At 72.6% G+C, this 23,464-nt stretch carries 16 protein-coding genes and 1 riboswitch; of the genes, 9 read left to right on the plus strand and 7 right to left on the minus strand.

Features of this window, described 5'->3' with window-relative positions; all coding sequences use genetic code 11:
- Window positions 1-21: 21 nt before the first annotated feature.
- Window positions 22-1,086, minus strand: coding sequence for an NlpC/P60 family protein (locus ACIGXP_RS03955; RefSeq protein WP_399764813.1), 1,065 nt, complete (start codon window positions 1,084-1,086; stop codon window positions 22-24).
- A gap of 483 nt (window positions 1,087-1,569) precedes the next feature.
- On the opposite strand from ACIGXP_RS03955, the gene ACIGXP_RS03960 reads away from it, so the two are divergent.
- On the plus strand, window positions 1,570-1,923 hold the full coding sequence (locus ACIGXP_RS03960) for a hypothetical protein (protein ID WP_363214756.1): 354 nt from the start codon (window positions 1,570-1,572) through the stop codon (window positions 1,921-1,923).
- Window positions 1,924-1,926: 3 nt separating this feature from the next.
- Here the strand turns inward: ACIGXP_RS03960 and ACIGXP_RS03965 are convergent, their stop codons facing one another.
- Both ACIGXP_RS03965 and ACIGXP_RS03970 read right to left on the minus strand, forming a co-directional pair.
- Window positions 1,927-2,892: a tellurite resistance/C4-dicarboxylate transporter family protein gene (locus ACIGXP_RS03965; protein WP_399763722.1), complete on the minus strand. Its 966-nt coding sequence runs from the start codon at window positions 2,890-2,892 to the stop codon at window positions 1,927-1,929.
- Window positions 2,893-2,997: 105 nt separating this feature from the next.
- Complete coding sequence (locus ACIGXP_RS03970) at window positions 2,998-4,179, minus strand: NlpC/P60 family protein (RefSeq protein WP_399763725.1); 1,182 nt, start codon at window positions 4,177-4,179, stop codon at window positions 2,998-3,000.
- Window positions 4,180-4,186: 7 nt separating this feature from the next.
- A riboswitch (cyclic di-AMP (ydaO/yuaA leader) is annotated at window positions 4,187-4,357 on the minus strand.
- Between the two features lie 222 nt (window positions 4,358-4,579).
- Between ACIGXP_RS03970 and pcrA the strand changes: the two genes are divergently transcribed.
- Complete coding sequence (gene pcrA, locus ACIGXP_RS03975) at window positions 4,580-7,060, plus strand: DNA helicase PcrA (RefSeq protein WP_399763726.1); 2,481 nt, start codon at window positions 4,580-4,582, stop codon at window positions 7,058-7,060.
- 43 nt (window positions 7,061-7,103) lie between these two features.
- Here the strand turns inward: pcrA and ACIGXP_RS03980 are convergent, their stop codons facing one another.
- Both ACIGXP_RS03980 and ACIGXP_RS03985 read right to left on the minus strand, forming a co-directional pair.
- A complete protein-coding gene (locus ACIGXP_RS03980; RefSeq protein ID WP_399763729.1) occupies window positions 7,104-8,630 on the minus strand; it encodes a M23 family metallopeptidase in 1,527 nt (508 codons plus the stop codon).
- A 208-nt stretch (window positions 8,631-8,838) separates the two neighbouring features.
- Entirely contained in the window at window positions 8,839-9,690 is an 852-nt protein-coding gene (locus ACIGXP_RS03985; RefSeq protein ID WP_363214761.1) for an alpha/beta fold hydrolase, read from the minus strand.
- A 225-nt stretch (window positions 9,691-9,915) separates the two neighbouring features.
- Here ACIGXP_RS03985 and ACIGXP_RS03990 point away from each other — a divergent pair, with 225 nt between their 5' ends.
- Entirely contained in the window at window positions 9,916-10,338 is a 423-nt protein-coding gene (locus tag ACIGXP_RS03990) for a cobalamin B12-binding domain-containing protein (RefSeq protein ID WP_363214762.1), read from the plus strand.
- Here the strand turns inward: ACIGXP_RS03990 and ACIGXP_RS03995 are convergent.
- Together ACIGXP_RS03995 and ACIGXP_RS04000 are read right to left on the minus strand one after the other, a co-directional pair.
- Window positions 10,314-11,996, minus strand: coding sequence for a DUF5691 domain-containing protein (locus tag ACIGXP_RS03995; RefSeq protein WP_399763732.1), 1,683 nt, complete (start codon window positions 11,994-11,996; stop codon window positions 10,314-10,316). The genes ACIGXP_RS03990 and ACIGXP_RS03995 overlap by 25 nt on opposite strands.
- 212 nt (window positions 11,997-12,208) lie before the next feature.
- Complete coding sequence (locus ACIGXP_RS04000) at window positions 12,209-13,564, minus strand: SWIM zinc finger family protein (RefSeq protein ID WP_399763734.1); 1,356 nt, start codon at window positions 13,562-13,564, stop codon at window positions 12,209-12,211.
- Window positions 13,565-13,696: 132 nt separating this feature from the next.
- On the opposite strand from ACIGXP_RS04000, the gene ACIGXP_RS04005 reads away from it, so the two are divergent.
- The 6 genes from ACIGXP_RS04005 (at window position 13,697) to sucC (ending at window position 23,451) form a co-directional block, all read left to right on the plus strand.
- Window positions 13,697-14,836, plus strand: coding sequence for an AAA family ATPase (locus tag ACIGXP_RS04005; RefSeq protein WP_363214765.1), 1,140 nt, complete (start codon window positions 13,697-13,699; stop codon window positions 14,834-14,836).
- Window positions 14,815-17,331, plus strand: coding sequence for a DUF5682 family protein (locus ACIGXP_RS04010; RefSeq protein WP_399763737.1), 2,517 nt, complete (start codon window positions 14,815-14,817; stop codon window positions 17,329-17,331). The genes ACIGXP_RS04005 and ACIGXP_RS04010 overlap by 22 nt, the downstream gene beginning before the upstream one ends.
- Window positions 17,328-18,521 carry a VWA domain-containing protein gene (locus ACIGXP_RS04015; RefSeq protein WP_399763740.1) on the plus strand — a complete coding sequence of 398 codons (1,194 nt, stop codon included), beginning with the start codon at window positions 17,328-17,330 and terminating at the stop codon, window positions 18,519-18,521. Before ACIGXP_RS04010 ends, ACIGXP_RS04015 begins: the two co-directional genes overlap by 4 nt.
- Before the next feature lie 221 nt (window positions 18,522-18,742).
- Entirely contained in the window at window positions 18,743-19,564 is an 822-nt protein-coding gene (locus tag ACIGXP_RS04020; RefSeq protein ID WP_399763742.1) for a hypothetical protein, read from the plus strand.
- Window positions 19,565-19,783: 219 nt separating this feature from the next.
- Complete coding sequence (locus tag ACIGXP_RS04025) at window positions 19,784-21,835, plus strand: hypothetical protein (RefSeq protein WP_399763745.1); 2,052 nt, start codon at window positions 19,784-19,786, stop codon at window positions 21,833-21,835.
- Between the two features lie 437 nt (window positions 21,836-22,272).
- Window positions 22,273-23,451 carry an ADP-forming succinate--CoA ligase subunit beta gene (gene sucC / locus ACIGXP_RS04030; RefSeq protein WP_228621143.1) on the plus strand — a complete coding sequence of 393 codons (1,179 nt, stop codon included), beginning with the start codon at window positions 22,273-22,275 and terminating at the stop codon, window positions 23,449-23,451.
- Window positions 23,452-23,464 lie beyond the last annotated feature (13 nt).

The following is a 23,464-nucleotide window of genomic DNA, read 5'->3' on the forward strand; positions in this document are numbered from 1 at the left end:
CGCCCCTGGGCCCTGGCGGGGCTAGGCCACCCGGGTGGCCCCCGCGAACGGCATCAGGTCGACCGGGGCCAGCCGGACCGGGGCCGAGGGGTTCGGGGCGTGGATCATCTGCCCGTTGCCCACATAGATGCCGACGTGGCTGATGCCGGAGTAGAAGAACACCAGGTCCCCCGGCAGGAGTTCGGAGCGTGACACACGCCGTCCCGCGTTGATCTGGGCGTAGGTGGTGCGGGGCAGGGAGACACCGGCGGAGCGATAGGCGGCCTGGGCCAGACCCGAGCAGTCGAAGGCGTTCGGGCCGGTCGCGCCCCACACATAGGGGCTGCCCAGCTTGGCGTAGGCGTAGGAGACGGCCGCCGCGGCGCGGGCGTTCGGGGCCGTGGCCGACCCGGCCTGCTCCAGTGCGTCACGGGCGTCGGAGGCCGAGCGGGAGGCACGTCCCGGCGCGACGCCGCCACCGGTGACCTCGCCGCGCTGCTGCGGAGTGAGCCGCGCCAGCAGCCGCCGGGCCTCTTCCAGCTTGCCGGTGATGATCTTCTTGTGCCGTTTCAGCTGCGCCTGCCGTGACCGCAGTGACGCCAGCTCGACATGTGCGGCGCCGCGCAACTGCTCGATCTGCCGCAGCTCTTCGCGCACCCGTGACAGGGCGGCGGCCTGCCGGTCGCCGGCCCGCTCGGCGAACGCGGCGTTCTCCAGGTACTGGTCGGGGTTGCCGGACAGGGCCAGCTGCCAGGACGGGGCGAACCCGCCGTCGCGGTACTGCGCCGCCGCGAACGAACCGAGCGCCTCCCGGGTGCCGTTGAGCCTCTCCTGTTTGCGGGCGGTCTCGTCCCGCAGCGTGTTCAGGTGCCGCTGCGCCGTGTCCGCTTCCACCTTCGCGCCGTTGTACTTCTCGGTGGCGGCCTCGGCCTCCTGGTAGAGCTTGTTGACCTTGGCCTTCACCTCGGCCGGCGTCAGCTGCGGCTCGGCATGGCCCGTCCCGTCGAACCCCGCCGCGGTGGCCACGCCCGCCAGGGCGAGCGTGGCGGCCGTCCGGGCCGTAGGGCCGCCGATCGAGCGTTGCCGGGGCTTGCGGTGCGCTGCCACCTGGGCCGTCACGTCCTTCCGTACGACTCGTACGACCGAGGGGTCCGGCCGGTCGGCCCGACCGAGCGGTCCGTACGACGTCCGGCGGCAGCCCGCACAGGGGAAGCGGACCACCGCCGGACCTTCTCGGCGGTGGTGGCCGACGGCCGCCCCTGGCCCGGGCGGCGGTGGGGAGCCGGTCACCTGGGGGAGGACGCTAGGCCCGACTGTGACAGGCAGGTAACGCGGTGTACGGAACTGGCCCCAACGGGTTGGTACGTGACCGTATGTGACTGTGTCGTCGGTCGGTCGTCGTCGCCTTCACGCAGCGTGATGACCGAAGTGCGGGAACCGGGACGGATGGGAGGCGCGGGGTGCTATGGGGCGAGACCGTGTGGTGTCGGCCCGGCTCCCGCAAGGCGTGTCGGCCCTCACCGCTCGGACGCCCCCGGAACGGCACCCTGCCGTCCTGGGGGCTGCTACCGGCAATTAGGCTCCGGCTCCATGGACGTACTCATCCATCTCTTCGTCGGCCTGCACATCATCGGTATCGCCGCGCTGCTCGGCGGTTTCCTCACCCAGATGAAGGCGATGGGCCAGGGCACGGCCCGGTTCGTCCCTGGAATGCTGCACGGTGCGCTGACCATGCTGGTCACCGGCGTGGCCCTGGTCGGCCTCAACCAGGCCGACGACCACCACGTCAACACCATCAAGATCGGTGTCAAGCTGGCGCTGCTGATCGTGATCCTCGGGCTGGTCTATGTGAAGCGCGACGAGGAGAAGACCGACAAGGGCCTGTTCGGGCTGGTCGGCCTGCTGACCATGGCGAACATCTTCATCGCCGTGCTGTGGACCTGACGGTCAGCCGTCCCTGCCGCCGGCGCGGGCCGCGAGCACCGCACCGGCGGCGGCAGCGAGCCACCCCGCCACCGCCACCCACAGCAGCACCCGTCCCGGCCATCTGAGCCATGGGACGGCGAGGACGGTCGCGACGGTCAGCGTCGCCGCCGCCGTCATCCCCATCGGGAACACCGTCGCCCACCGCCGCACGTCGTAGCCGCGTCGGGGCCGCACCGCTTCGGCGGTCAGCAGCACGAGATACCAGGCCAGGTCCAGCACGAGCAGCGCGACCGTCACGGTGCGCAGCACACCGCGGTCGTCCTCGTCCCACAGATACAGGCCCGCATCCCCGGCGACGAGCAGTTTCGCCCCCGCGAGCGCGGAGATCGCCAGCGCTCCGCCGGCGATCCAGTGATCACCGGCCCCCTCCAGCACCTGCCGTGCGTCGAAGCGGGCCAGCGCGAGGCCGTAGAGCACCAGCCCCAGCCAGAACAGGCCCAGCGCAGCGTGCGCGAGCCACGCCGTGCGCTGGGCCGCGGCCAGCGTCGCGGCCAGTACGACGAGCCCCTGTGTGGCCACACAACACAGGAACACCGCTCCCGGCATGCGCCGCTTCCAGTGCCGGACGACCAGGACCAGCAGCACCGGCCACAGCAGGGCCGCGAGCGCCAGCAGCGCCTCGGCCGTGGCCTGCCGGCCCAGCTCCGACACCCGGGTACCGAGCACGGTGGTCGCGGCGACGGAGGTGAGCGCGCCGGGGCTCTCCGCCTCGGCCACCCAGCGCTGCCGCTCGCAGAGCAGCCGCAGGACGAAGTCGGCGGCCAGCGCCACCCAGGCGACGCCGGTCATCGCGAGCGTCACCCGGGAGAGCGCCTCGTGTCCGGTCACATGCAGCCCGACCGACAGGATGCCGGTCGCCATCACGGCGGCCCCGGCCGCGGGGGGCCGCTCCGCCCACCATGGACGCAGACCTGGGATGCCGGGCATGCGCCCGATGCTAGGGAGCCGCACGGTCCCTGCCCGGGAAGGGCACGCGCGCGTGGAGGACGAAAACGCCGGTACGCGCGCGTGGGGCGAAGTCGGCTGGTTCGGTCAACCCGGTCGGACCACGCTGTGGATGATCGACTCTCCGCCGTAGTAGATCGACTCCTCACGGACGTACGCGCCCGGCTTCGGGGCGTGGATCATCATGCCGTTGCCCATGTAGAGGCCGACGTGGCTGATGTCGTCGTAGAAGAAGACCAGGTCGCCCGGCCGGGCGTCGGCCAGTGACACCGTGGTGCCCGCATGGACCTGGTCGTACGTGGTGCGCGGAAGGGTGACGCCGGCCGCCTTCCAGGCGGCCTGGGTGAGGCCCGAGCAGTCGTAGGAGTCCGGCCCGGTGGCGCCCCACACATACGGCTTGCCGATCTGTGCGCGGGCGAAGGCGATCGCCTTCTCGGCCTTCGTGCCGTCCGAACTGGGGGCCGTGGACCCGGTCGAGCCGGAGCCCGTCGAACCGGATCCGGACGACGAGGAGGAGGATGACGACGACGAGGACGGCGACGAAGCGGCTTGCTGCTGGGCTGCCTGCCGCTTCGCCAGCTCGGCCGCCTTGCGTGCCGCCTCCTGCTGCTTCTCCCGCTCGATGGCGGCCAGCCGCGCCTTCTCCTGGGCCGTCAGCTGTGACAGCAGCTTGCGCGCGGAGGCGAGTTTCTTCTGGACGGTCGCCTTGGCGGTCTTCAGGTCGTGCTGCGAGTCGGTCAGCGTCCGCAGGCTCTCCGCTGCCTCCCGCCGTTTCCTCATGGTCGCGGCCTGCTCGCCGATGTAGCCGTCGACCGCGCTCTTCTCCCGCGAGGTCAGCCGGTTCATCAGCTGGCTTTGGTCGAAGTAGTCCTGCGGGCTGTCCGCGAGCAGGAAGGTGGCCGTGTCGGGTGCGGCGGCGCCGGTGCGGTACTGGGCCGCGGCGAAGGAACCCAGCTCCTCCCGGGCCTTGTTGAGGCGTTCGGTACGCCGGGCGACGTCGTCGCGCAGGGCGTCGACGCGGCCCCGCTGCTTTCCTGTCCGCTCCTTGGCCGCGTTGTACTTCTCGGTCGCCGACTCCGCCTGGCGGTAGAGGTCGTCGACCTTCTTCTCGACCTCCTCCAGGCTCGGCTTGGCGTGATCGGTACCCGGGGTGGCCTCTGCGGTCTGCGAGAGCACGGCCATGGAGGTGAGGGCGGCGGTGGCGAGGGCGGGGGTGCGCAGGCCCGTCCCGATGGCCCCGCCGGGGCGCGTCTTGCGGTGCGACGCCAAGGGAGGCGACTCCTTCCAGTGAGCCGCCTACCGGGTTAGCTGTCGGGTTCGGGCGGCGGTTCGGAAGGGTTGCCCTACGGCCTCGTCCCGGGCGGGAGTCGGCCGATTCACCCCAGGATTCGGTGGGTCCCCGGCTCCGGGCGCCGTGCGGGCGCGCCGGACTCGGCGGAGGCCGCGCACGCGGCCTGACGGCAACCTAGCCAACCGGTGTGACTAGTGTGAAGGTTGGTGCGTGATATGTCCGATACATTTTCGTGATCCGGCGTCGGGATCACGTCCACGTCATCGGGTGATTCCGCAGCGTCAGGGCCGTGCCTCAGGATGTCCGCCGCTTCGCCGGTCGGCCATCTTGCCGGGACGGCGACCGGTTGTCGGTGGGGCGCCCTAGACTCGTAGAGCGATGAGCAGCCTCTTTGACGACAGCTTCCTGGCGGACCTCCAGCCCCCTCGCGGGCGCGAGGAGGAGCCCCCGCCGCCGCCCGAGGACGATCACGCTCCGGAGTCGATTCCGGACGATCTGTTCGGCGGGAAGTTCGACGTGCCGCCGGACCGGGACGCCTACTACCGCGACGGCGCCCCCCGCCCCGCGCTCGACGCGGCGGCCCTCCTGGAAGGGCTGAACGACAACCAGCGTGCCGCGGTCGTGCACGCCGGCTCGCCGCTGCTCATCGTCGCCGGCGCCGGCTCCGGCAAGACGCGTGTGCTCACCCACCGCATTGCCCACCTCCTCGCCGAGCGGCACGTGCACCCGGGCCAGATCCTCGCGATCACCTTCACCAACAAGGCCGCGGGCGAGATGAAGGAGCGCGTCGAGCAGCTCGTCGGCCCGCGCGCGCACGCGATGTGGGTGATGACCTTCCACAGCGCGTGCGTGCGCATCCTGCGCCGCGAGAGCAAGAAGCTCGGCTTCACGTCGTCGTTCTCGATCTACGACGCCGCGGACTCGAAGCGCCTGATGGCCCTGGTCTGCCGCGACCTGGACCTCGACCCCAAGCGCTTCCCGCCGAAGTCCTTCAGCGCCAAGATCAGCAACCTGAAGAACGAGCTGATCGACGAGGAGGACTTCGCCGCCCAGGCCACCGACGGCTTCGAGAAGACCCTCGCCCAGGCCTACGCCCTGTACCAGTCGCGGCTGCGCGAGGCGAACGCCCTCGACTTCGACGACCTGATCATGACGACGGTCAACCTGCTGCGTGCCTTCCCGGACGTGGCCGAGCACTACCGCCGCCGCTTCCGGCACGTCCTGGTCGACGAGTACCAGGACACCAACCACGCCCAGTACGCGCTGGTACGGGAGCTCGTCGGCACCGGGGAACACGATGAGGACACCCCGCCCGGCGAGTACGACATCCCGCCCGCCGAACTGTGCGTGGTGGGTGACGCGGACCAGTCGATCTACGCCTTCCGGGGTGCGACGATCCGCAACATCCTCCAGTTCGAGGAGGACTATCCGGACGCGACGACGATCCTGCTGGAGCAGAACTACCGCTCCACCCAGACCATCCTGTCCGCCGCCAACGCGGTCATCGAGCGGAACGAGTCCCGCCGCCCGAAGAACCTGTGGACCAACGCCGGCCAGGGCGCGCGGATCACCGGATACGTCGCCGACACCGAGCACGACGAGGCGCAGTTCGTCGCCGAAGAGATAGACCGCCTGGTGGACGCGGGCGAGGCCAAGGCCGGCGACGTCGCCGTCTTCTACCGCACCAACGCCCAGTCCCGTGTCTTCGAAGAGATCTTCATCCGCGTCGGCCTGCCCTACAAGGTCGTCGGCGGGGTCCGCTTCTACGAGCGCAAGGAGGTCCGGGACGTCCTCGCCTATCTGCGGGTCCTCGCCAACCCCGAGGACTCGGTGCCGCTGCGCCGCATCCTCAACGTGCCCAAGCGGGGCATCGGCGATCGCGCGGAGGCGATGGTCGACGCCCTCGCCCAGCGCGAGAAGATCAGCTTCCCGCAGGCGCTGAAGCGTGTGGACGAGGCGTACGGCATGGCCGCGCGCTCCACCAACGCGGTCAAGCGGTTCAACACGCTGATGGAGGACCTGCGCACGATCGCCGAGTCCGGCGCCGGACCGGCCACCGTCCTGGAGGCGGTCCTGGAACGCACCGGCTACCTCGCCGAGTTGCAGGCCTCCACCGATCCGCAGGACGAGACCCGCATCGAGAACCTCCAGGAACTCGCGGCCGTGGCGCTGGAGTTCGAGCAGGAGCGCGGCGAGGGCGAGCCGGTGGGGCTGGCCGACTTCCTGGAGCAGGTCGCCCTGGTCGCCGACTCGGACCAGATCCCCGACGAGGAGGACGGCGACGGCGTCATCACCCTGATGACCCTGCACACCGCCAAGGGCCTGGAGTTCCCTGTCGTCTTCCTGACCGGCATGGAGGACGGCGTCTTCCCGCACATGCGCGCCCTCGGCCAGACCAAGGAGCTGGAGGAGGAGCGGCGCCTGGCGTACGTCGGCATCACGCGCGCGCGGGAGCGGCTCTACCTCACGCGCTCCGCGATGCGCAGCGCCTGGGGCCAGCCGTCGTACAACCCGCCCTCCCGTTTCCTGGAGGAGATCCCGCCCGCCCATGTCGAGTGGAAGCGGACCGGCGCGACGGCACCGGCTTCCTCCGGCCCGGTCTCCGGGATCGCGGCCTCGCTGTCCTCGACCCGCTCGCGTTCCTCGGCGTCGGGCGCGTCCGGCTTCGCCACGCGGCGCACGGCGGAGAAGCCGGTGGTGGCACTGGCCGTCGGGGACCGGGTCACCCACGACCAGTTCGGGCTCGGCACGGTCGTCGCCGTGAAGGGCACGGGCTCGAACGCGGAGGCGACGATCGACTTCGGCGACGCCAAGCCGAAGCGGCTGCTGCTGCGGTACGCACCGGTGGAGAAGCTGTAAGACCACGAGGGCCCTCGCCGAACGGCGAGGGCCCACTGGATGCTCAGGTCGGATCGAGTCCGTGGCTCCTCAGCCACGGCAGCGGGTCTATGGCCGCCCCGCCCGCGGGCCGCACCTCGAAGTGCAGGTGCGGGCCGGTGGAGTTGCCGGAGTTGCCGGAGTAGGCGATCGGCTGACCGGCCTTGACGGCCGTACCGGAAGCGACGCGGTAGCCGGAGAGGTGGCAGTACCAGGTCTCCGTGCCGTCCTTCGCCGTCACGATCAGCATGTTTCCGTAGGCGCTGTTCCACTTCGTGGAGACGACGCCGTCGGTGGCCGCCATCACCGTGGTGCCGTAGGAGACGGGGAAATCGATGCCCGTGTGCACCGACATCCAGTTCACGCCCGCCTGGCCGAAGTAGGCGCTGAGCCCCCGCTGCGTGACCGGCAGCACGAACTTCGGGCGCAGCCGCTCCTTGAGCGCGGCCTGAGCCGCTGCCTTCTTCTTCTCCAGCTCCTGCTGGTTCTTGAGGTCGATCCGCTCCTGCGTCCGGCTCGCCCGGTCGGCGAAGTCGTCGGCACCGGCGGACAGGGTCCGGAGCTGGCTGTCCAGCTTGCTGTTGGCGACCGACGGCTTGACCGCGTGCGCATCCGACGCGGAGGCCGTGGTGTCCTTGCCACGGCCGTCGGTCAGGGCGCCGACCGAGGCGGCGGCAATCCCGGCGACGCCCATCACACAGGCCGAGGGCACGGCGACGGTCAGCAGCGCGGAGCGCTTGGCCGGGGTACGACGGCGGGAGCGCGCGGCGCTGCGCGAGCCGGCGCGGGTCGCGGACGCCGGAGTGATCTCCTCCTGGTCGTCCAGCAGATCGGTCACGGCGGGCAGCTCACCCGTGCCGCCCGGCTCGTCGTCCGCGGAGTCCGCAGAACGCTGTCCGGCAAAGGCGGTGTCCCCGTACGGCACCTCGTGCTCGTACAGCACGTGCCCGAAGGCCCCGGTCGGCTCGCCGACCTGCTCGAAGAGGGCGGTGGACTGCTGGTCGAACGGTTCGCCGGCCTGCTCCGGCTCCGCCGTCATGCCCTGGCCGCCGGAGTTCCACTGGGTGGCGTCGTACGTGCCCGACTCGAAGGTCTGGGTGCCCCACTCCCACTGCTGGGTCGGGTCGGACCCGCCCGACTGGTCGGGCTCCAGCCAGGCGCTCTCGTCCCTCCCCCAGTGGGGAGACCCCCAGCCGCTTATGTCATGACCGGTCGCCTGGGCGGGGACCGTCCACGCGGTCGTGTCATGGACGCCGGAGTCGTAGGCGGTGTGGTGCTGGGCCGCGTACGGGTCGTAGTTCAGGGTCTGGCCGGCCTGCCACTGCCCGGTCTCGTACGCGCTGCTGGTCTGCTGGCCGGGCAGGCTGCCGAAGAGCGGGTCGGTGGAGAAGGAGCCGGTGCCGTCCGGAAAACCGGTGGCGCCGTAGCCGCCGTACGTGGTGAGGTCGCCGTAGGGGGCTTCGTGCGTCCCGTACGCCGCGTGATGCGCGGCGGAGGCGTCGGAAGCCGGAGCCGGGGTGGTCATGGTCCCCGACGGGTGACGGTCGTTCACCAACTTCTCTTTCGCCTCGACAACAGGGGCTGCCAGAGCAGTGCGGCGACTGTACCCGCCGGTACCTGGGCGCGACAATCTTCAGCTGGTTTCGCGTTGGCGGTAAACGGGCATTCGGCGGTGTTTCGGGGGGTGCCGGACACGAGTTTGGCCGAGGGTTCGATTGATGTTCGATGTGGGGTGACCGTTTGTCACCTGTGCGTCGGTGTCACGCCACCGTCAGACCGCCGGCGGCCCGGTCCCCGGGGTGCGGGGTGTCGAGAGCCGTGCGTATTCCGGCCGCGACGGCCGGGTGCACGGGCAGGGCGAGATGCCCGATGCCGGTCACCCGGATGTTCTGCGCGTCGAGGTCGGGGTGCTCCAGACAGGCCGTCTCCAGCGGGACCATCACGGAGTCCAGGTCGCTCCAGAAGCTGACGAACCGCGTACGGCAGCCGGGCGCGGGCCGGGCCAGCTCTTCGATGATCCCGGAACCGGGACGCATCTGGCGCACGATCGGATGGGCGTTGGCCAGCGGCGCCGCGCTGGTCCCCGAGTGCGGCGTACCCAGCGTGACCAGCGTGCGCACCCGCAGGTCGCCGCCGAGGCACTGTGCGTAATAGCGCGCGATCAGCCCGCCGAGGCTGTGCCCCACGATGTCGACCCGGTCGCTGCCGGTGCGCTCGCAGATCTCCTCGACGTGCCGGCCGAGCAGCTCGGCGGCCGCGCGAATGTCGCAGGTCAGCGGGGAGTAGTTGAGCGATATGACGCGCTGCCTGCCGTGCTGGGCGAGGTTGCGGCGCAGCAGCACGAACACCGAACGGTTGTCGATGAAACCGTGCAGCAGCACCACCGGCGGGCCGGACCGGACCGGAAGCTGGGCGGTGCCGTCCTGGGCGGGCAGGGCGGGGGAGCGGCGTTCCTGGGCGAGGCCGGTCGGATACAGCAGGAGGTGGCCGGTCAGGATCGCGGCCTCCAGAGCCGTCGCCTTCAGCAATGCCACGGAGAGTCCGGCCAGTCTGCCGGGCCACAGGCGGCGGCAGAGCGGGAGGAAGAGCGGCAGTATCCCGGTGACCTTCATGGCCGACCTCCTGTCGGCACGCCGGAGGACGGCTCTGTCCCCCGTGTGCCCTGATGTCCCTCCATTGTGATTTCCCCCTCGCTGCGCACCGTAAAACTGCCGGTTGCGGGATGCTGGAGATAACGTTCGTTCACTTCGCGACGGGTGGCGGAACGCGCCAAAAGTGCGGTACTTGTCGTTACGGACGGAAGCGATCGCTTCCGTGGTCGTTTGATGGAGGCAGTGATGGGTGTGGCAGCCGGTCCGATCCGCGTGGTGGTCGCCAAGCCGGGGCTCGACGGCCACGATCGCGGGGCCAAGGTCATCGCGCGTGCCCTGCGCGACGCCGGTATGGAGGTCATCTACACCGGCCTGCACCAGACGCCGGAACAAATCGTGGACACCGCCATCCAGGAGGACGCCGACGCGATCGGTCTGTCCATCCTCTCCGGCGCACACAACACGCTGTTCGCCGCGGTGATCGGCCTGCTGAAGGAGCGCGACGCCGAGGACATCCTCGTCTTCGGCGGCGGCATCATCCCGGACGAGGACATCCCGCCGCTGAAGGAGAAGGGCGTCGCGGAGATCTTCACGCCGGGGGCCACGACCGCGTCGATCGTGGAGTGGGTGCGGGAGAACGTCCGTCAGCCGGCCGCCTCCGGCGGCTGAGCCGACGCTGCGAGCAGGGGCGGCGGCCGCTCGCCGGGTGCGAGTTCCGCCGCCATCTCCGCCCGCAACCGCAACGTGGTCACCAGCCGCTGGAACGCCTCCGCCCAATACCCTCCGGCGCCCGGCGCCGCGTCCTCCCGTTCGTCGGGTATCGCCAGCAGCCCCTCCAGCCGGGTGGCCTCCGCGGGGTCCAGGCAGCGTTCCGTCAGACCCATCACCCCGCTGAAGCTCCATGGGTAACTGCCCGCGTCCCGCGCGATGTTCAGCGCGTCCACGACCGCCCGGCCCAGCGGTGCGGCCCAGGGCACCGCGCACACCCCGAGCAGCTGGAACGCCTCCGACAGGCCGTGTGTCGCGATGAATCCCGCCACCCACGCGGCCCGCGGCGCCGGCTCCAGGGCGGCCAGCAGCTTCGCGCGCTCGGCCAGTGACACCGCGCCCGGCCCGCCGGCCTCCGGCGCCGACGGTGAGCCGAGCAGCGCCCTCGACCACTCGGCATCCCGCTGCCGCACCGCCGCCCGGCACCAGGCCGCGTGCAGTTCGCCCTGCCAGCCGTCCGCCACCGGCAGCGCCACGATCTCCTGCGCCGTCCGCCCGCCGAGCCGCTCCCGCCAGGCGCCGAGCGGTGCCGCCTCCACCAACTGCCCCAGCCACCATGAGCGTTCCCCTCTGCCTGAGGGAGGTGTGGCCACCACACCGTCACGCTCCATGCCGGAGTCGCACTCGAGCGGCGCCTCCACCGCGATCGCCGGAGAGTTCCCTGTGCGGTCGAGGGCCACACACGCCACGGCCCGTACGGCCATGCGCGCGGCGAGCGCCGAAGCGGGCAGCGTCGACAGCAGCTCCGCCGCCGTCGCCCGCACATTGCGGCTGCGGTCGGCCAACGCCTGCTCCAGGAACGGCTCGTCCGCGCCCGACAGGCCCGTGCGCAGCGAGTCGAGGAACATCAGCCGGTCCTCCGCCCGCTCCGTCGGCCAGGTCGATGCCAGCAGCTCAAGCGCGAACGCGGGCGCAGTGGCGCGCAGCGCACCCAGCAGGGCCACCCGCTCGGCGAACAGGCCCTCCTGCCACAGCCGCCGCACCTCTTCGTCGTCCCCGGGGTCGGGCAGTGCGGTGCCGCCGCCGGGGGCCGCGCGCAGGGCGAAGCGCCAGTCCGCGTTCAGCCGGGCCAGCCACAGCGCCCGCGGGCCCGCGAACGCCAGCGCCGCCGGGCGCAGGTCCGTACGGCCCCGGGCCGCGTCCAGCAGGGCGGGCAGCGCCTGTGCGGGTGCCGCGTACCCGTGTGCGTTGGCCGCCGCCAGCCACTGGGGGAGCAGCTCCGTGAGGTCAGGGGAGCTGCCACGGCGGCCACCGGTCCCGCCGCCGGAGCGGTCGGCCAGCAGCGTGGCGAGCCTGCGGGCCGCCGCTGCGGGCAGGGCCGGGCGTGGATCCTCGGGCGCCGGATCCGGCCGGCGGGCTGCCCGGGCGGGGCGCAGCCCGGCCCGCCGCCGTACGGTCGCCACGGCCGCCTCGTCGAGCAGTGCGAGGGGGGCTTCCCGGCCGGAGCCGGCGTGCGCCGGTGGGCGCCGGTCGGTGCCGAGGAGAGCGGTGGTGACCAGGTCTTCCCAGGAGCTTGCGGCAGCCGCGGTGACGTCGCCGGCCGAGGTGGTCCCGTTCATCGCCTTCCCTTCCCTATGTGTGTGCGAGGGGCCCTATGCGTGGCTGAGGGGTCCCCATGTGTCCGCGGGTCCCTGCGCGTGTCCGAGGGGTGCCTGCACGTCCCTGTGCATGTCTGAGTCCCGAGTGTCTGCGGGGCGCTGGTGCCTGCGCGCCGGAGCGGTGGCGGCGCCCTCCGCACCCGGGCGGCGCCGCTGCCTTCCCGGCAGGCCGGTCAGCACAGTGGCACCGCCTCGCCCGTGCCCTCCGGCCACGCCGTGAGCGGGGTGAAGCCGCGGTGGCCGCACTCGCCGAAGACCGTGACCGGGCCGCCACCGGACAGGGCGACCAGCCGCCACAGCCCGGGGCGGGCGCGGGCGGCCCGGGTCAGCGGCAGGGCGGAGTCCGTGTCGGCGTCGGCCAACTGCCACAGGTCGCCGTCCGTGGCCGGTATCACCCGGTCCAGCGTCACCGGGACCGATTCCAGCCAGGGGTCGTCCCGCAGCGCCTCGCCGTACCGGGCCGCCGCCTCGGCCGTGGTCGTGCCCGGTGGGCGGAACGCGGCCGGTGCGGGCGCGGCGTACCGCTCGCCCAGCGCGGACCGGGCCTGACCGGCGCCCGGATAGGCGGACAGCTCCGCGTCCATGGCCAGGCCGACCGGCAGCGACAGCTCGGGTGCCCGGCCGGCCGCTCCGTAGGACAACAGCAGCCGGGTACCGCCCGAAGCGGCGCCGTGCAGCCATATCCGGCGGGTCGTCAGTTTCGGATCCACCGTGTCGTACTGGGCGAGGACCAGCCAGCGGTCGCGGACCGGCGGGCCCTCCGCCGTGGCGGGCAGTCCCAGCCGGGAGCGGACCGTGGCCGCGAGGGCGTCCGGCAGCCGGTCGCGGTGCAGCCAGCCCTGGTCGAGCAGGTGCAGCAGCGCGCACTCTTCCAGCAGCCGGGCCGGCCAGCCCGCACCCGACCCCGGTATGGCCCCCAACTCCCGTACTCGCGCGGCGAGACCGGGCGCCTGCGCGTCGACCATGCGGGCCGCCGTCTCGTCCCACAGGCCGTACCCCGCCTGCTCGGCCGCGGCCAGCCCGCCGCGCAGCAGATCCGCGAGGCGCTGCTCCAGCTCCGTCGCACCCGCGGTGACCCGCTCGGCCCGGCGCTCGGCCCGCCGCCGTGCCGCCTCGGGATCGGCGGACCCGCTCGGGGAACTCCCCTCCTCCCGAGCCTGCTTGCTCCCGGCGCGCTTGCGTCTGGCCGCGAGCCACTGCTCGGCCCAGTCCGGCGGCTCGGCGGACGCCGGCACCGAGCCGTCGTCGCCCGCCCACAGCAGGAGCAGCCCGAGCGCATGCTTGCACGGGAACTTACGACTCGGGCAACTGCACCTGTACGCCGGGCCCGCTGCGTCGGCGAGATCGACCACCGTCTGATACGGCCTGCTGCCGCTGCCCTTGCACAGCCCCCACACCGTCCCCTCTCCGCTCCCCGCCTCGGACCACGGACCGGCCGTGCCGAGCTTGCCTCCCGCCCTGCGTGACGCGGCGTCAGGCGCCAGTGCCAGCACCTGTTCCGCGGTCCAGCGCACCCCCTGCTCAGTCATGTCTCCGACGGTAGGTCCCGCCACTGACAATCGGTCCGGAGCTTGCGTTTGTGCAGGTCAGAGCGATTGTCAGTGGCGTGGTGCACGGTAGATGCCAGATCCGAACCGGCCGAGCTGGAGGGGACCTCAGCCATGTCTGTCACGTCTGCGTCCGTGCGACCGACCACCGCGGAACCGAGCCACGGTGAGAGCGCCGAGGCGCTGCGGCCGCACGCCGAGCACGCCTTCGCCGCCGAACTCGCCGCGCTCGCCGCGCAGGACGACCGCCCGCGCCCGGCCCGCTGGAAGCTGTCGCCGTGGGCGGTGGCGACGTATCTGCTCGGCGGCACCCTGCCGGACGGCACGGTGATCACACCCAAGTACGTGGGTCCGCGCCGGATCGTCGAGGTCGCCGTCACCACGCTCGCCACCGACCGCGCCCTGCTCCTGCTCGGCGTGCCCGGTACCGCCAAGACCTGGGTCTCGGAGCACCTGGCCGCCGCGGTCAGCGGCGACTCCACCCTGCTCGTGCAGGGCACGGCCGGCACCCCGGAGGAGGCGATCCGCTACGGCTGGAACTACGCGCAGCTGCTCGCGCACGGCCCCAGCCGTGACGCCCTCGTACCCAGCCCCGTCATGCGGGCCATGGCCGAGGGCATGACGGCCCGTGTCGAGGAGCTGACCCGTATCCCGGCCGATGTGCAGGACACGCTGATCACGATCCTGTCCGAGAAGACGCTGCCCGTTCCGGAGCTGGGCCAGGAAGTCCAGGCGGTCCGCGGCTTCAATCTCATCGCCACCGCCAACGACCGGGACAGAGGCGTCAACGACCTCTCCAGCGCGCTGCGCCGCCGCTTCAACACCGTGGTGCTGCCCCTGCCGGAGAGCGCCGACGCCGAGGTCGACATCGTCACCCGCCGGGTCGAGCAGATCGGCCGTTCCCTCGACCTGCCGGCGGGGCCCGACGGCATCGAGGAGATCCGCCGGGTGGTGACCGTCTTCCGGGAGCTGCGCGACGGCATCACCGCCGACGGCCGCACCAGGCTCAAGTCGCCCAGCGGCACGCTGTCCACGGCCGAGGCCATCTCCGTGGTGACCAACGGCCTTGCCCTGTCCGCGCACTTCGGCGACGGCGTACTGCGCCCGGGCGATGTCGCCGCCGGCATCCTCGGTGCCGTGGTCCGCGACCCCGCGGCCGACAAGGTCATCTGGCAGGAGTATCTGGAGACCGTCGTCCGCGAGCGCGAGGGATGGACGGACTTCTACCGCGCATGCCGGGAGGTGAGCGCGTGAACGACACCGGCCGGCCCCAGCCCTGCGGCTCCGGGCCGCTCCTGCTGGGCGTGCGGCACCACGGCCCCGGCTCCGCCCGCGCGGTGCGCGCCGCCCTGGACGCCGCCCGGCCCGCCGCCGTCCTGATCGAGGGCCCGCCCGAGGCCGATGCGCTGATCCCGCTGGCCGCCGACCCGGAACTGCGGCCGCCCGTCGCCCTGCTCGCCCATGCCGTGGACGAGCCAGGCCGCTCGGCGTTCTGGCCGTTCGCCGAGTTCAGCCCGGAATGGGTGGCGATCCGCTGGGCCCTCGAACAGGACGTCCCGGCCCACTTCATCGACCTGCCGGCCGCGCACACGCTCGCGTGGGAGGAGGAACGGGGAGAGCGGGGGGAAGAGGGCGGGCAGGACGATCCTGCCGTGTCCGGACCGCACGCCGCGCCCGGCGCCGCGGAAACCGCTGCGGGCCCTGACAACGCCGAAAGCAGCAGGGACGGCGAGGGCAGTCGGGACGGCGGCGAGCAGGTCCGTGTCGACCCGCTCGCCGCGCTCGCCGAAGCCGCCGGATACGACGACCCCGAACGCTGGTGGGAGGACGTCGTCGAGCACCGGGGCCCGGGAGGGCGGGACCCCTTCGCCCCGTTCGCCGCGCTGGAGGAGGCCATGGGCGCACTCCGGGAGCGGTACGGCGCCGGCGGGCACTCCCGGGACCTGGTCCGCGAGGCGTACATGCGGCTCCGGCTGCGGGCGGCGCGCAAGGAGTTCGGGGACGGGCTGGCCGTGGTCTGCGGGGCCTGGCACGTGCCCGCGTTGCGCGTGAAGACGACCGTCGCCGCCGACCGGGCCCTGCTGAAGGGGCTGCCCAAGGTGAAGGCCGACCTGACCTGGGTGCCCTGGACCCACCGCAGACTCGCCCGGTCCAGCGGATACGGCGCGGGCATCGACTCGCCCGGCTGGTACGGCCATCTGTTCCACCACGCCGCCGACCGGCCGGTCGAGCGCTGGCTGACCAGGGTGGCGCGGCTGCTGCGTGAGGAGGACCGGATCGTCTCCTCCGCCCATGTCATCGAGGCCGTCCGGCTCGCCGAGACCCTGGCGGCGCTGCGCGGCCGCCCGCTGCCCGGGCTGAGCGAGACCACGGACGCCGTGCGCGCGGTGATGGGCGACGGCTCGGACGTGCCGCTGGCGCTGGTGCACGACCGGCTGGTCGTCGGGGACGTCCTCGGCGAGGTCCCGGAGTCGGCACCGGCGGTGCCGCTGCAGCGCGACCTGGCCCGGCAGCAGCGTTCCCTGCGGCTCAAACCGGAGGCGCTGGAGCGCGGACTGGAACTGGACCTGCGGGGTGACACCGACGCCAACCGCAGCAGGCTGCTGCACCGGCTGCGGCTGCTCGGCGTCGGCTGGGGCGAACCCACGCGCTCACGGGGAAGTACGGGCACCTTCCGGGAGACCTGGCGGCTGCGCTGGGAGCCGGAGCTGTCGGTGCGGGTCGCCGAGGCGGGCGTGTGGGGGACGACGGTACTGGCGGCGGCACAGGCCAAGGCCGAGGCGGACGCGACGGCCGCGCGCACCCTGGCCGACGTCACCGCGCTGGCCGAGCAGTGCCTGCTCGCCGGTCTGCCGGACGCCCTGCCCGTGGTCATGCGGGTGCTCGCCGACCGGGCGGCGCTCGACACGGACGTCGGCCATCTCGCCCAGGCCCTGCCCGCCCTGGTCCGCTCCCTGCGCTACGGCGACGTGCGCGGCACCGACACCGGTGCGCTGGCCGGCGTCGCCGCGGGCCTCGCCGAACGGATCTTCGTCGGCCTCCCCCCGGCGTGCGCCGCCCTCGACGGCGACGCCGCGGAGGAGATGCGCGGCCATGTGGACGCCGTGCATGCGGCGGTGGGGTTGCTGTCGGAGACGCCGGCTGGTGCTGATGCGGGGGCAACGGATCAGGTTGCCGTCTCCGGAGCCGGGTTGGGCGGTCTGCGGGACCGGTGGCGGGGCGTGCTGCGGACGTTGTCGTTGCGAGACAGCGTGCCCGGTGTGTTGCGGGGGCGGGCCGTGCGGTTGTTGTTGGACGACGGGGAGTTGCGGCCCGGGGAGGCGGCGCGGCTGATGGGACTCGCGCTGTCGCCGGGGACGCCGCCGGCAGACGCGGCAGCCTGGATCGAGGGCTTCGTCGGCGGCGGGGGCGGGCTGCTGCTGGTGCACGACGAGCGGCTGCTCGGGCTGGTGGACAGTTGGCTGACGGGGGTGTCGGCGGAGGCGTTCACGGACGTACTGCCGCTGCTGCGGCGCACGTTCGCCGCATATGAGCCGGGAGTGCGCAGAACGCTCGGTGAACTGGTCCGGCGCGGCGCCGCAGACCCGTCGGCCGGCCGGGCGGCCTACGGAGCCGTCACGCCCGGCTTCGCCGCCGAACCGGACACCGGGCGTGCCGACGCCGTGCTGCCGGTACTGCGGCTGCTGCTCGGCCTGGACGACGCGGCCGGGTATGGCGAGGACACCAGGCTTGCGGGGGTGGGCGCATGACGACCGATGTGAGGCCGACCGGTGTGAGGCCGGCGGATGTCGGCGATCCGGCGGGGGAGAGGCTGCGGCGGTGGCGGCTGGTGCTCGGCGGCGATCAGGCCGACGGCACCGGATGTGCCCTGTCGGGACGGGACGCGGCGATGGACGGCACGCTCGCCGCGCTGTACGGCAAGGGGGACAGGCCGCAGGCGGGACACGACCGTTCGGCGGGGCTCGGTGCCTCGGCCCCGTCCGTGGCGCGCTGGCTCGGGGACATCCGCACGTACTTCCCGTCGTCCGTCGTCCAGGTCATGCAGCGCGACGCCATCGACCGGCTCGGCCTCGCCTCGCTGCTGCTGGAGCCGGAGATGCTGGAGGCGGTGGAGGCGGACGTGCACCTGGTCGGCACGCTGCTGTCGCTGAACAAGGCGATGCCGGAGACGACGAAGGAGACAGCACGCGCGGTCGTGCGCAAGGTCGTCGAGGACGTGGAGAAACGGCTCGCGAACCGTACCCGGGCCACCCTCACCGGCGCCCTCGACCGCAGCGCACGGATCAGCCGCCCACGCCACCACGACATCGACTGGAACCGCACCATCGCGGCCAACCTCAAGCACTACCTGCCGGAGTACCGCACGGTGGTACCGGAACGGCTCGTCGGATACGGGCGCGCCGCGCGGTCGGTGAAGAAGGAGGTCGTGCTCTGCATCGACCAGTCCGGGTCGATGGCCGCGTCCGTGGTCTACGCCTCGGTGTTCGGCGCAGTCCTCGCCTCCATGCGGTCGATCAGTACCCGGCTGGTCGTCTTCGACACGGCGGTGGTCGACCTCACCGACCAGCTGGACGACCCGGTCGACGTCCTCTTCGGCACCCGGCTCGGCGGTGGAACGGACATCAACCGGGCGCTCGCCTACTGCCAGTCACAGATCAGCCGGCCCGCCGAGACCGTGGTCGTGCTGATCAGCGACCTCTATGAGGGCGGCATCCGCGACGAGATGCTCAAGCGGGTGGCGGCAATGAAGGCGTCCGGGGTGCAGTTCGTGGCGCTGCTCGCGCTGTCGGACGAGGGCGCGCCCGCGTACGACCGGGAGCACGCGGCGGCGCTGGCCGCGCTCGGCGCACCGGCCTTCGCCTGCACGCCCGACCTGTTCCCCGAGGTCATGGCCGCAGCGCTCGAAAAACGGCCGCTGCCGATACCGGACACCGCGTGACGCCGGGCGGTAAAGGGCGGAGAAGACGGGGAGAGAGGAAGGGCAGGGAGAACGGGGAGGGAGGAAGGGGAGAGAGCGAGGGCAGAGAGCGAGGGCAGAGAAAGGGGGGAGCGAAAAGGGACATGGCTACCCATCGGTAACACCGGGCTTGCGCTGCCTCGGGCGGGTCGTGCAAGGATCGGCGGAGCCCGTGTCGTACCGAGCCGAGGATGTTCACCTCCTTGACCTTCCCAGCAGCCTTCCTTGGTACCACCGTGCGCGTGCTGCGTACGGCGGGCGGGCGGCGTGTGCTCCAACTGGTGCTGCTGGTGGGCGGGCTGTTCACACTGGGTTTCCTCTGCGGCGAACAGGCGCATGCGGCCGATGGAGTCCCGGTGCCGGCGAAGGTGACGTCGGCGCCGTCCGGGGTGACCGGACAGAAGGGCCCGGCAGGTGCGGTACGGACGGTCGGCGACGTGGTGACCACCGTTTCCCGGCCCCTCGAAGCCACGGTCGGCGCCCAAGCCGTTGAGAAGCCACGGTCTTCGACGCCCTCCCTGCCCTCGACGCCCTCCCTGCCCCTGCCGGACCTCACCCGGGCGCCGGATGACCTCCCCCAAGTCCCGGACAGGCCCGTACAGCTGACGCCCGAGCCGAAGTCCACGGCGCCCCGCGCACAGGAGCACGGTGGTGCGGCGGTGCCCGGTTCGACGGAGCAGGTGCGGCGGCACGCCCGCGCGTGGGCCCGTACCGCCGGCGGCGCACCGGCGCCGGTCGCCACGTACGGCCCGGCGGTCACCCGTGCGTCCCAGCAGGCGGCGTACATCCCCGCGCACCACGGCACCGCCGCCGCGGGAGCCCCCGGCTGCCCCTCGCCGGGTGGAGACCCGGACGGTGTGCTCGGCAAGCAGGCGGCCGACGGCACCGCGTCCCGTCACGGTGACGCGCATGCCGTCACCCTCGACCACCGGGCGCCACTGCGGCTCGCGCCGGGCGCCGCGGCGTGTGCCGACGCGCCCTGCACCCGGGAACGGCACCGAGACATTCCCGTCTTCCCCGGCTAGCCGGCACGGCCGACCTCTCCGCCACGGACCTGACGAGCAGGGGCGGAACGGGTCTGCCCGTCCGTCCGGACACCCAGCGGCGAGCCTGATCCGCGTTCGCTCGTTCTCGTGCTCGCGTGGTGGTGTGTTCCGCGTTCAGCGGTCTGCGGACGGAATCCCCAGCTGACTCCAGCCGACTTCAGCCGGTTCCGGCTGTTCCTGAAGGACTTGACGCACGCAATGAACAAGAACATCCGTCGTTCGATCGTGATAGCCGCCGGTGTCACCGGTGCATGGGCGCTCGGTTCGGCCGTCGCCAGCGCGGACGAGCTGTCCGGCACCTCCGTCTCCGTTCCGGACGCGGGTACCGACACTGTCACCGGCACGGTCGACGGCGTCCTCACCGGCGTCCACGACACCGTCTCCGGTCCGACCGGCACGGCCACCTCGGCCACCCGGCCCGCGCGGACGACTCAGACGACTCAGACTCAGACGGCGCAGACGGCGCGGACGACGCGGACTGCAGCCACGACCAGCGGTACCGCCACAAAGATCCGGGGCGCTCAGGAGGCCGGTGCGGAGCGGCAGCGGGTGCACGGGCACGTCCGGACCGGCGTCCAGCCCGACGGGGCGCACCTCACCGGCCACGCCGCCCGTGCGGGCGCGCACGCCGCGCCGGTCGCATCCCGCGAAGGCGTTCCGAACGGCACTGCGCAGGACGGGATCGACTACCTGTTCGGTCCGCTGTCCTCCTTCGCCCCCGAGGTGGAGGAGGCTCTGGCCGCCGCGCAGACCAGGCTTCAGGCCACGCAGGAGATTGCCCGGCTGAAGACGCAGGGGGTCGAGGGCGCTGTCCGGACGGCCGTACGGCAGACCGTCGCCGGCGCGCAGGGCCGGACCGCCGGTGCCGCGGCCGTCGCACGCGGCACGGTGGCCGAGGCGGCGGGCGCGGCCGACGCCTCCGTCGCCGACGTGCCCGCACACATCACCGGTACGGCCACGGGTGCCGGGCAGCGGGTCGTCGGCACGGTCCGGGCCGTGCCCGGCGCGGTCACGCCGGTGGCGGACGGAGCGGCTGCCGCGGCGGTCCCGCCGGTGGCCTCCGCGGCGGTACACGGCGCTGCGCCGCTCGCCGGCCAGTCGGTGGCGGGCGCGGAGGGCGCTGCCGGGCACGCGGTGGCGGGCGTGCAGGGCGTCGCCGGGCACGCGGTGACGGGTGTGTACGGGACCGCCCGGGACACCCTCGTCCAGGTGGACGGGGTCGCCGGTGGCACCGTCGCCGGTGCACAGGGCATTGCCGGGGGCGTCGTGTCGGGTGTGCACGGGACTGCCGGCGCTGCGGTGTCGGGTGCATACGGGGCCGCCGATGCCGCCGTGCGGGACGCGTACGGAACCGCCGGCGACAGCGCCTCTGGCGCATACGGCACCGTCTCCGGTGCATACGGGACTGCTGATGCCGCCGGTGCCGGGGCGTACGGAACCGCCGGGGGCGCCGTTCACTCGGTCCACCGGGTTCACGGGATCGCCACGGGCGCCGCCGGTGAGGCGGGGTCCCTCGGCGCGGGTGTGGGGTCGTACGCCGGTGGGCTGGTCGGGCAGGTCGGGCGGGACACCGCGGAGGCGGTGCTGCCGCCGGTGGTCTCCGGCGTCGTGCGCGGAGTCGTGCCGGTCGCAGGGCAGGCCGTCGTGGACGCGGGCGCCCTCGGCCACGGTGTGGCCGGTGACGTCCAGCCCTTCGCGGGCGGTGTCGTCGGAGCCGTACCGCCGCTCGTGCACGGTGCGACCGCGCGGACCGGGACCTTCGCCGAGGGCGTGGCCGCCCAGGCGCCGCCCTTCACAGCCGGAATCACGGCGGCGACCGTGCCGCTCGCGGACACCGCCACCCGCGCGGTCGGGCAGACCGCGGACGCCGCCACCCACGCGGTCGCGCAGACCGCGGACACCGCGGCCGGGGCTGTGCACCAGGCGACCGGCACCGTCGCGGGGACCCTGCGGCCCGTGACCGGCCAGGTAGGCAAGGTCGGTCAGGTCGTGGGGCCGGTGGTCGGCGGGGTCGGGGGGAGCGCGGCCGGGATGGTGCACGGTGTCGCGGGTGAGGCCGGGACCTACGCGGACGGAGTCGCCGGTGCCGGTGTGCCGCTCGCCGGGCAGGCCGAGGCCTTCGCTCACGGGCTCGACGGCACGGTCCGGGACAGCGGGGGTCCGCTCGCCGGGCATGCCGTCGACGGAGCCGCGGGGGTCACCCGTACGGCCGTACCGGCGTACTCCCAGAACCTCCGGTACCGGGGCTGAGCGCCCTCCACCGCTCCGCGGGGTGTCCGTGCCCGGGCGGCCGAATGCCGTCGGCGCGTCCGGTCGGGACCCCGCGGTCCGGGCGGGTGGTCCCCATTGGGGTGGGGATCAACCGCCCCGGCCCCGGACCCACCGGGGCCGCCCCGGAGGCCTCACCGGGTCAACCCCAGCCCGGTGAGGCCTCGCACACCACTCCGAAGTCCCCCAACCGTCGGCACGGCGTGTCAGGAATCGCGGCATCATGTGACAGGTATCACCGCTCGTGTGTGACCCTCGATTTAGGGAGCCCCCGCAAGCGGCGATAACCTGCGAGACGGACATGCCGCGCGCTCGGACACCGTGTGCGCCTCCCCTGTGACAAGCGGACGTCACGTTGCCCTTCGCGGCACGCCCACGCATCCAACGAACCGCGAGATCACTGATAGGGACGGAAGCGCGTGGACCTGTTCGAGTACCAGGCGAGGGACCTCTTCGCCAAGCACGATGTACCGGTGCTGGCCGGTGAAGTCATCGACACGCCTGAGGCGGCGCGCGAGATCACCGAGCGGCTGGGCGGCAAGTCGGTCGTCAAGGCGCAGGTGAAGGTCGGTGGTCGTGGCAAGGCCGGTGGCGTGAAGCTGGCCGCCTCCGCGGACGAGGCCGTCGCCCGTGCGACGGACATCCTCGGCATGGACATCAAGGGCCACACGGTCCACAAGGTCATGATCGCCGAGACCGCTCCGGAGATCCTCGAGGAGTACTACGTCTCCTTCCTCCTCGACCGTGCCAACCGCACCTTCCTCTCCATCGCCTCCGTCGAGGGCGGCATGGAGATCGAGGAGGTGGCGGCCACCCGTCCGGAGGCTGTCGCCAAGACCCCGATCGACCCGATCGACGGTGTGGACGAGGCCAAGGCCCGCGAGATCGTCGCGGCTGCCAAGTTCCCGGCCGAGGTCGCGGACAAGGTCGCGAACGTCCTCGTCAAGCTGTGGGACACCTTCATCAAGGAGGACGCCCTCCTCGTCGAGGTGAACCCGCTGGCCAAGGTCGCCTCCGGTGAGGTCATCGCCCTCGACGGCAAGGTGTCGCTCGACGACAACGCCGAGTTCCGTCACCCCGACTTCGAGGAGCTCCACGACAAGGCCGCGGCCAACCCGCTCGAGGCCGCCGCCAAGGAGAAGAACCTCAACTACGTCAAGCTCGACGGCGAGGTCGGCATCATCGGCAACGGCGCCGGTCTCGTGATGAGCACCCTGGACGTCGTCGCGTACGCCGGTGAGAAGCACGGCGGCGTCAAGCCCGCCAACTTCCTCGACATCGGCGGTGGCGCCTCCGCCCAGGTCATGGCGAACGGCCTGGAGATCATCCTGGGCGACCCGGACGTCAAGTCCGTCTTCGTGAACGTCTTCGGTGGCATCACCGCCTGCGACGAGGTCGCCAACGGCATCGTGCAGGCCCTGAAGCTTCTGGAGGACCGCGGCGAGAAGGTCGAGAAGCCGCTCGTCGTCCGCCTCGACGGCAACAACGCCGAGCTGGGCCGGCAGATCCTCACCGACGCCAACCACCCGCTGGTGCAGCGCGTCGACACCATGGACGGCGCGGCCGACAAGGCCGCCGAGCTGGCCGCCGCCAAGTAAGCACTCAGGACGA

It is taken from the genome of Streptomyces sp. NPDC053069 (assembly GCF_044546895.1).
Taxonomy (GTDB): Bacteria; Actinomycetota; Actinomycetes; order Streptomycetales; family Streptomycetaceae; genus Streptomyces.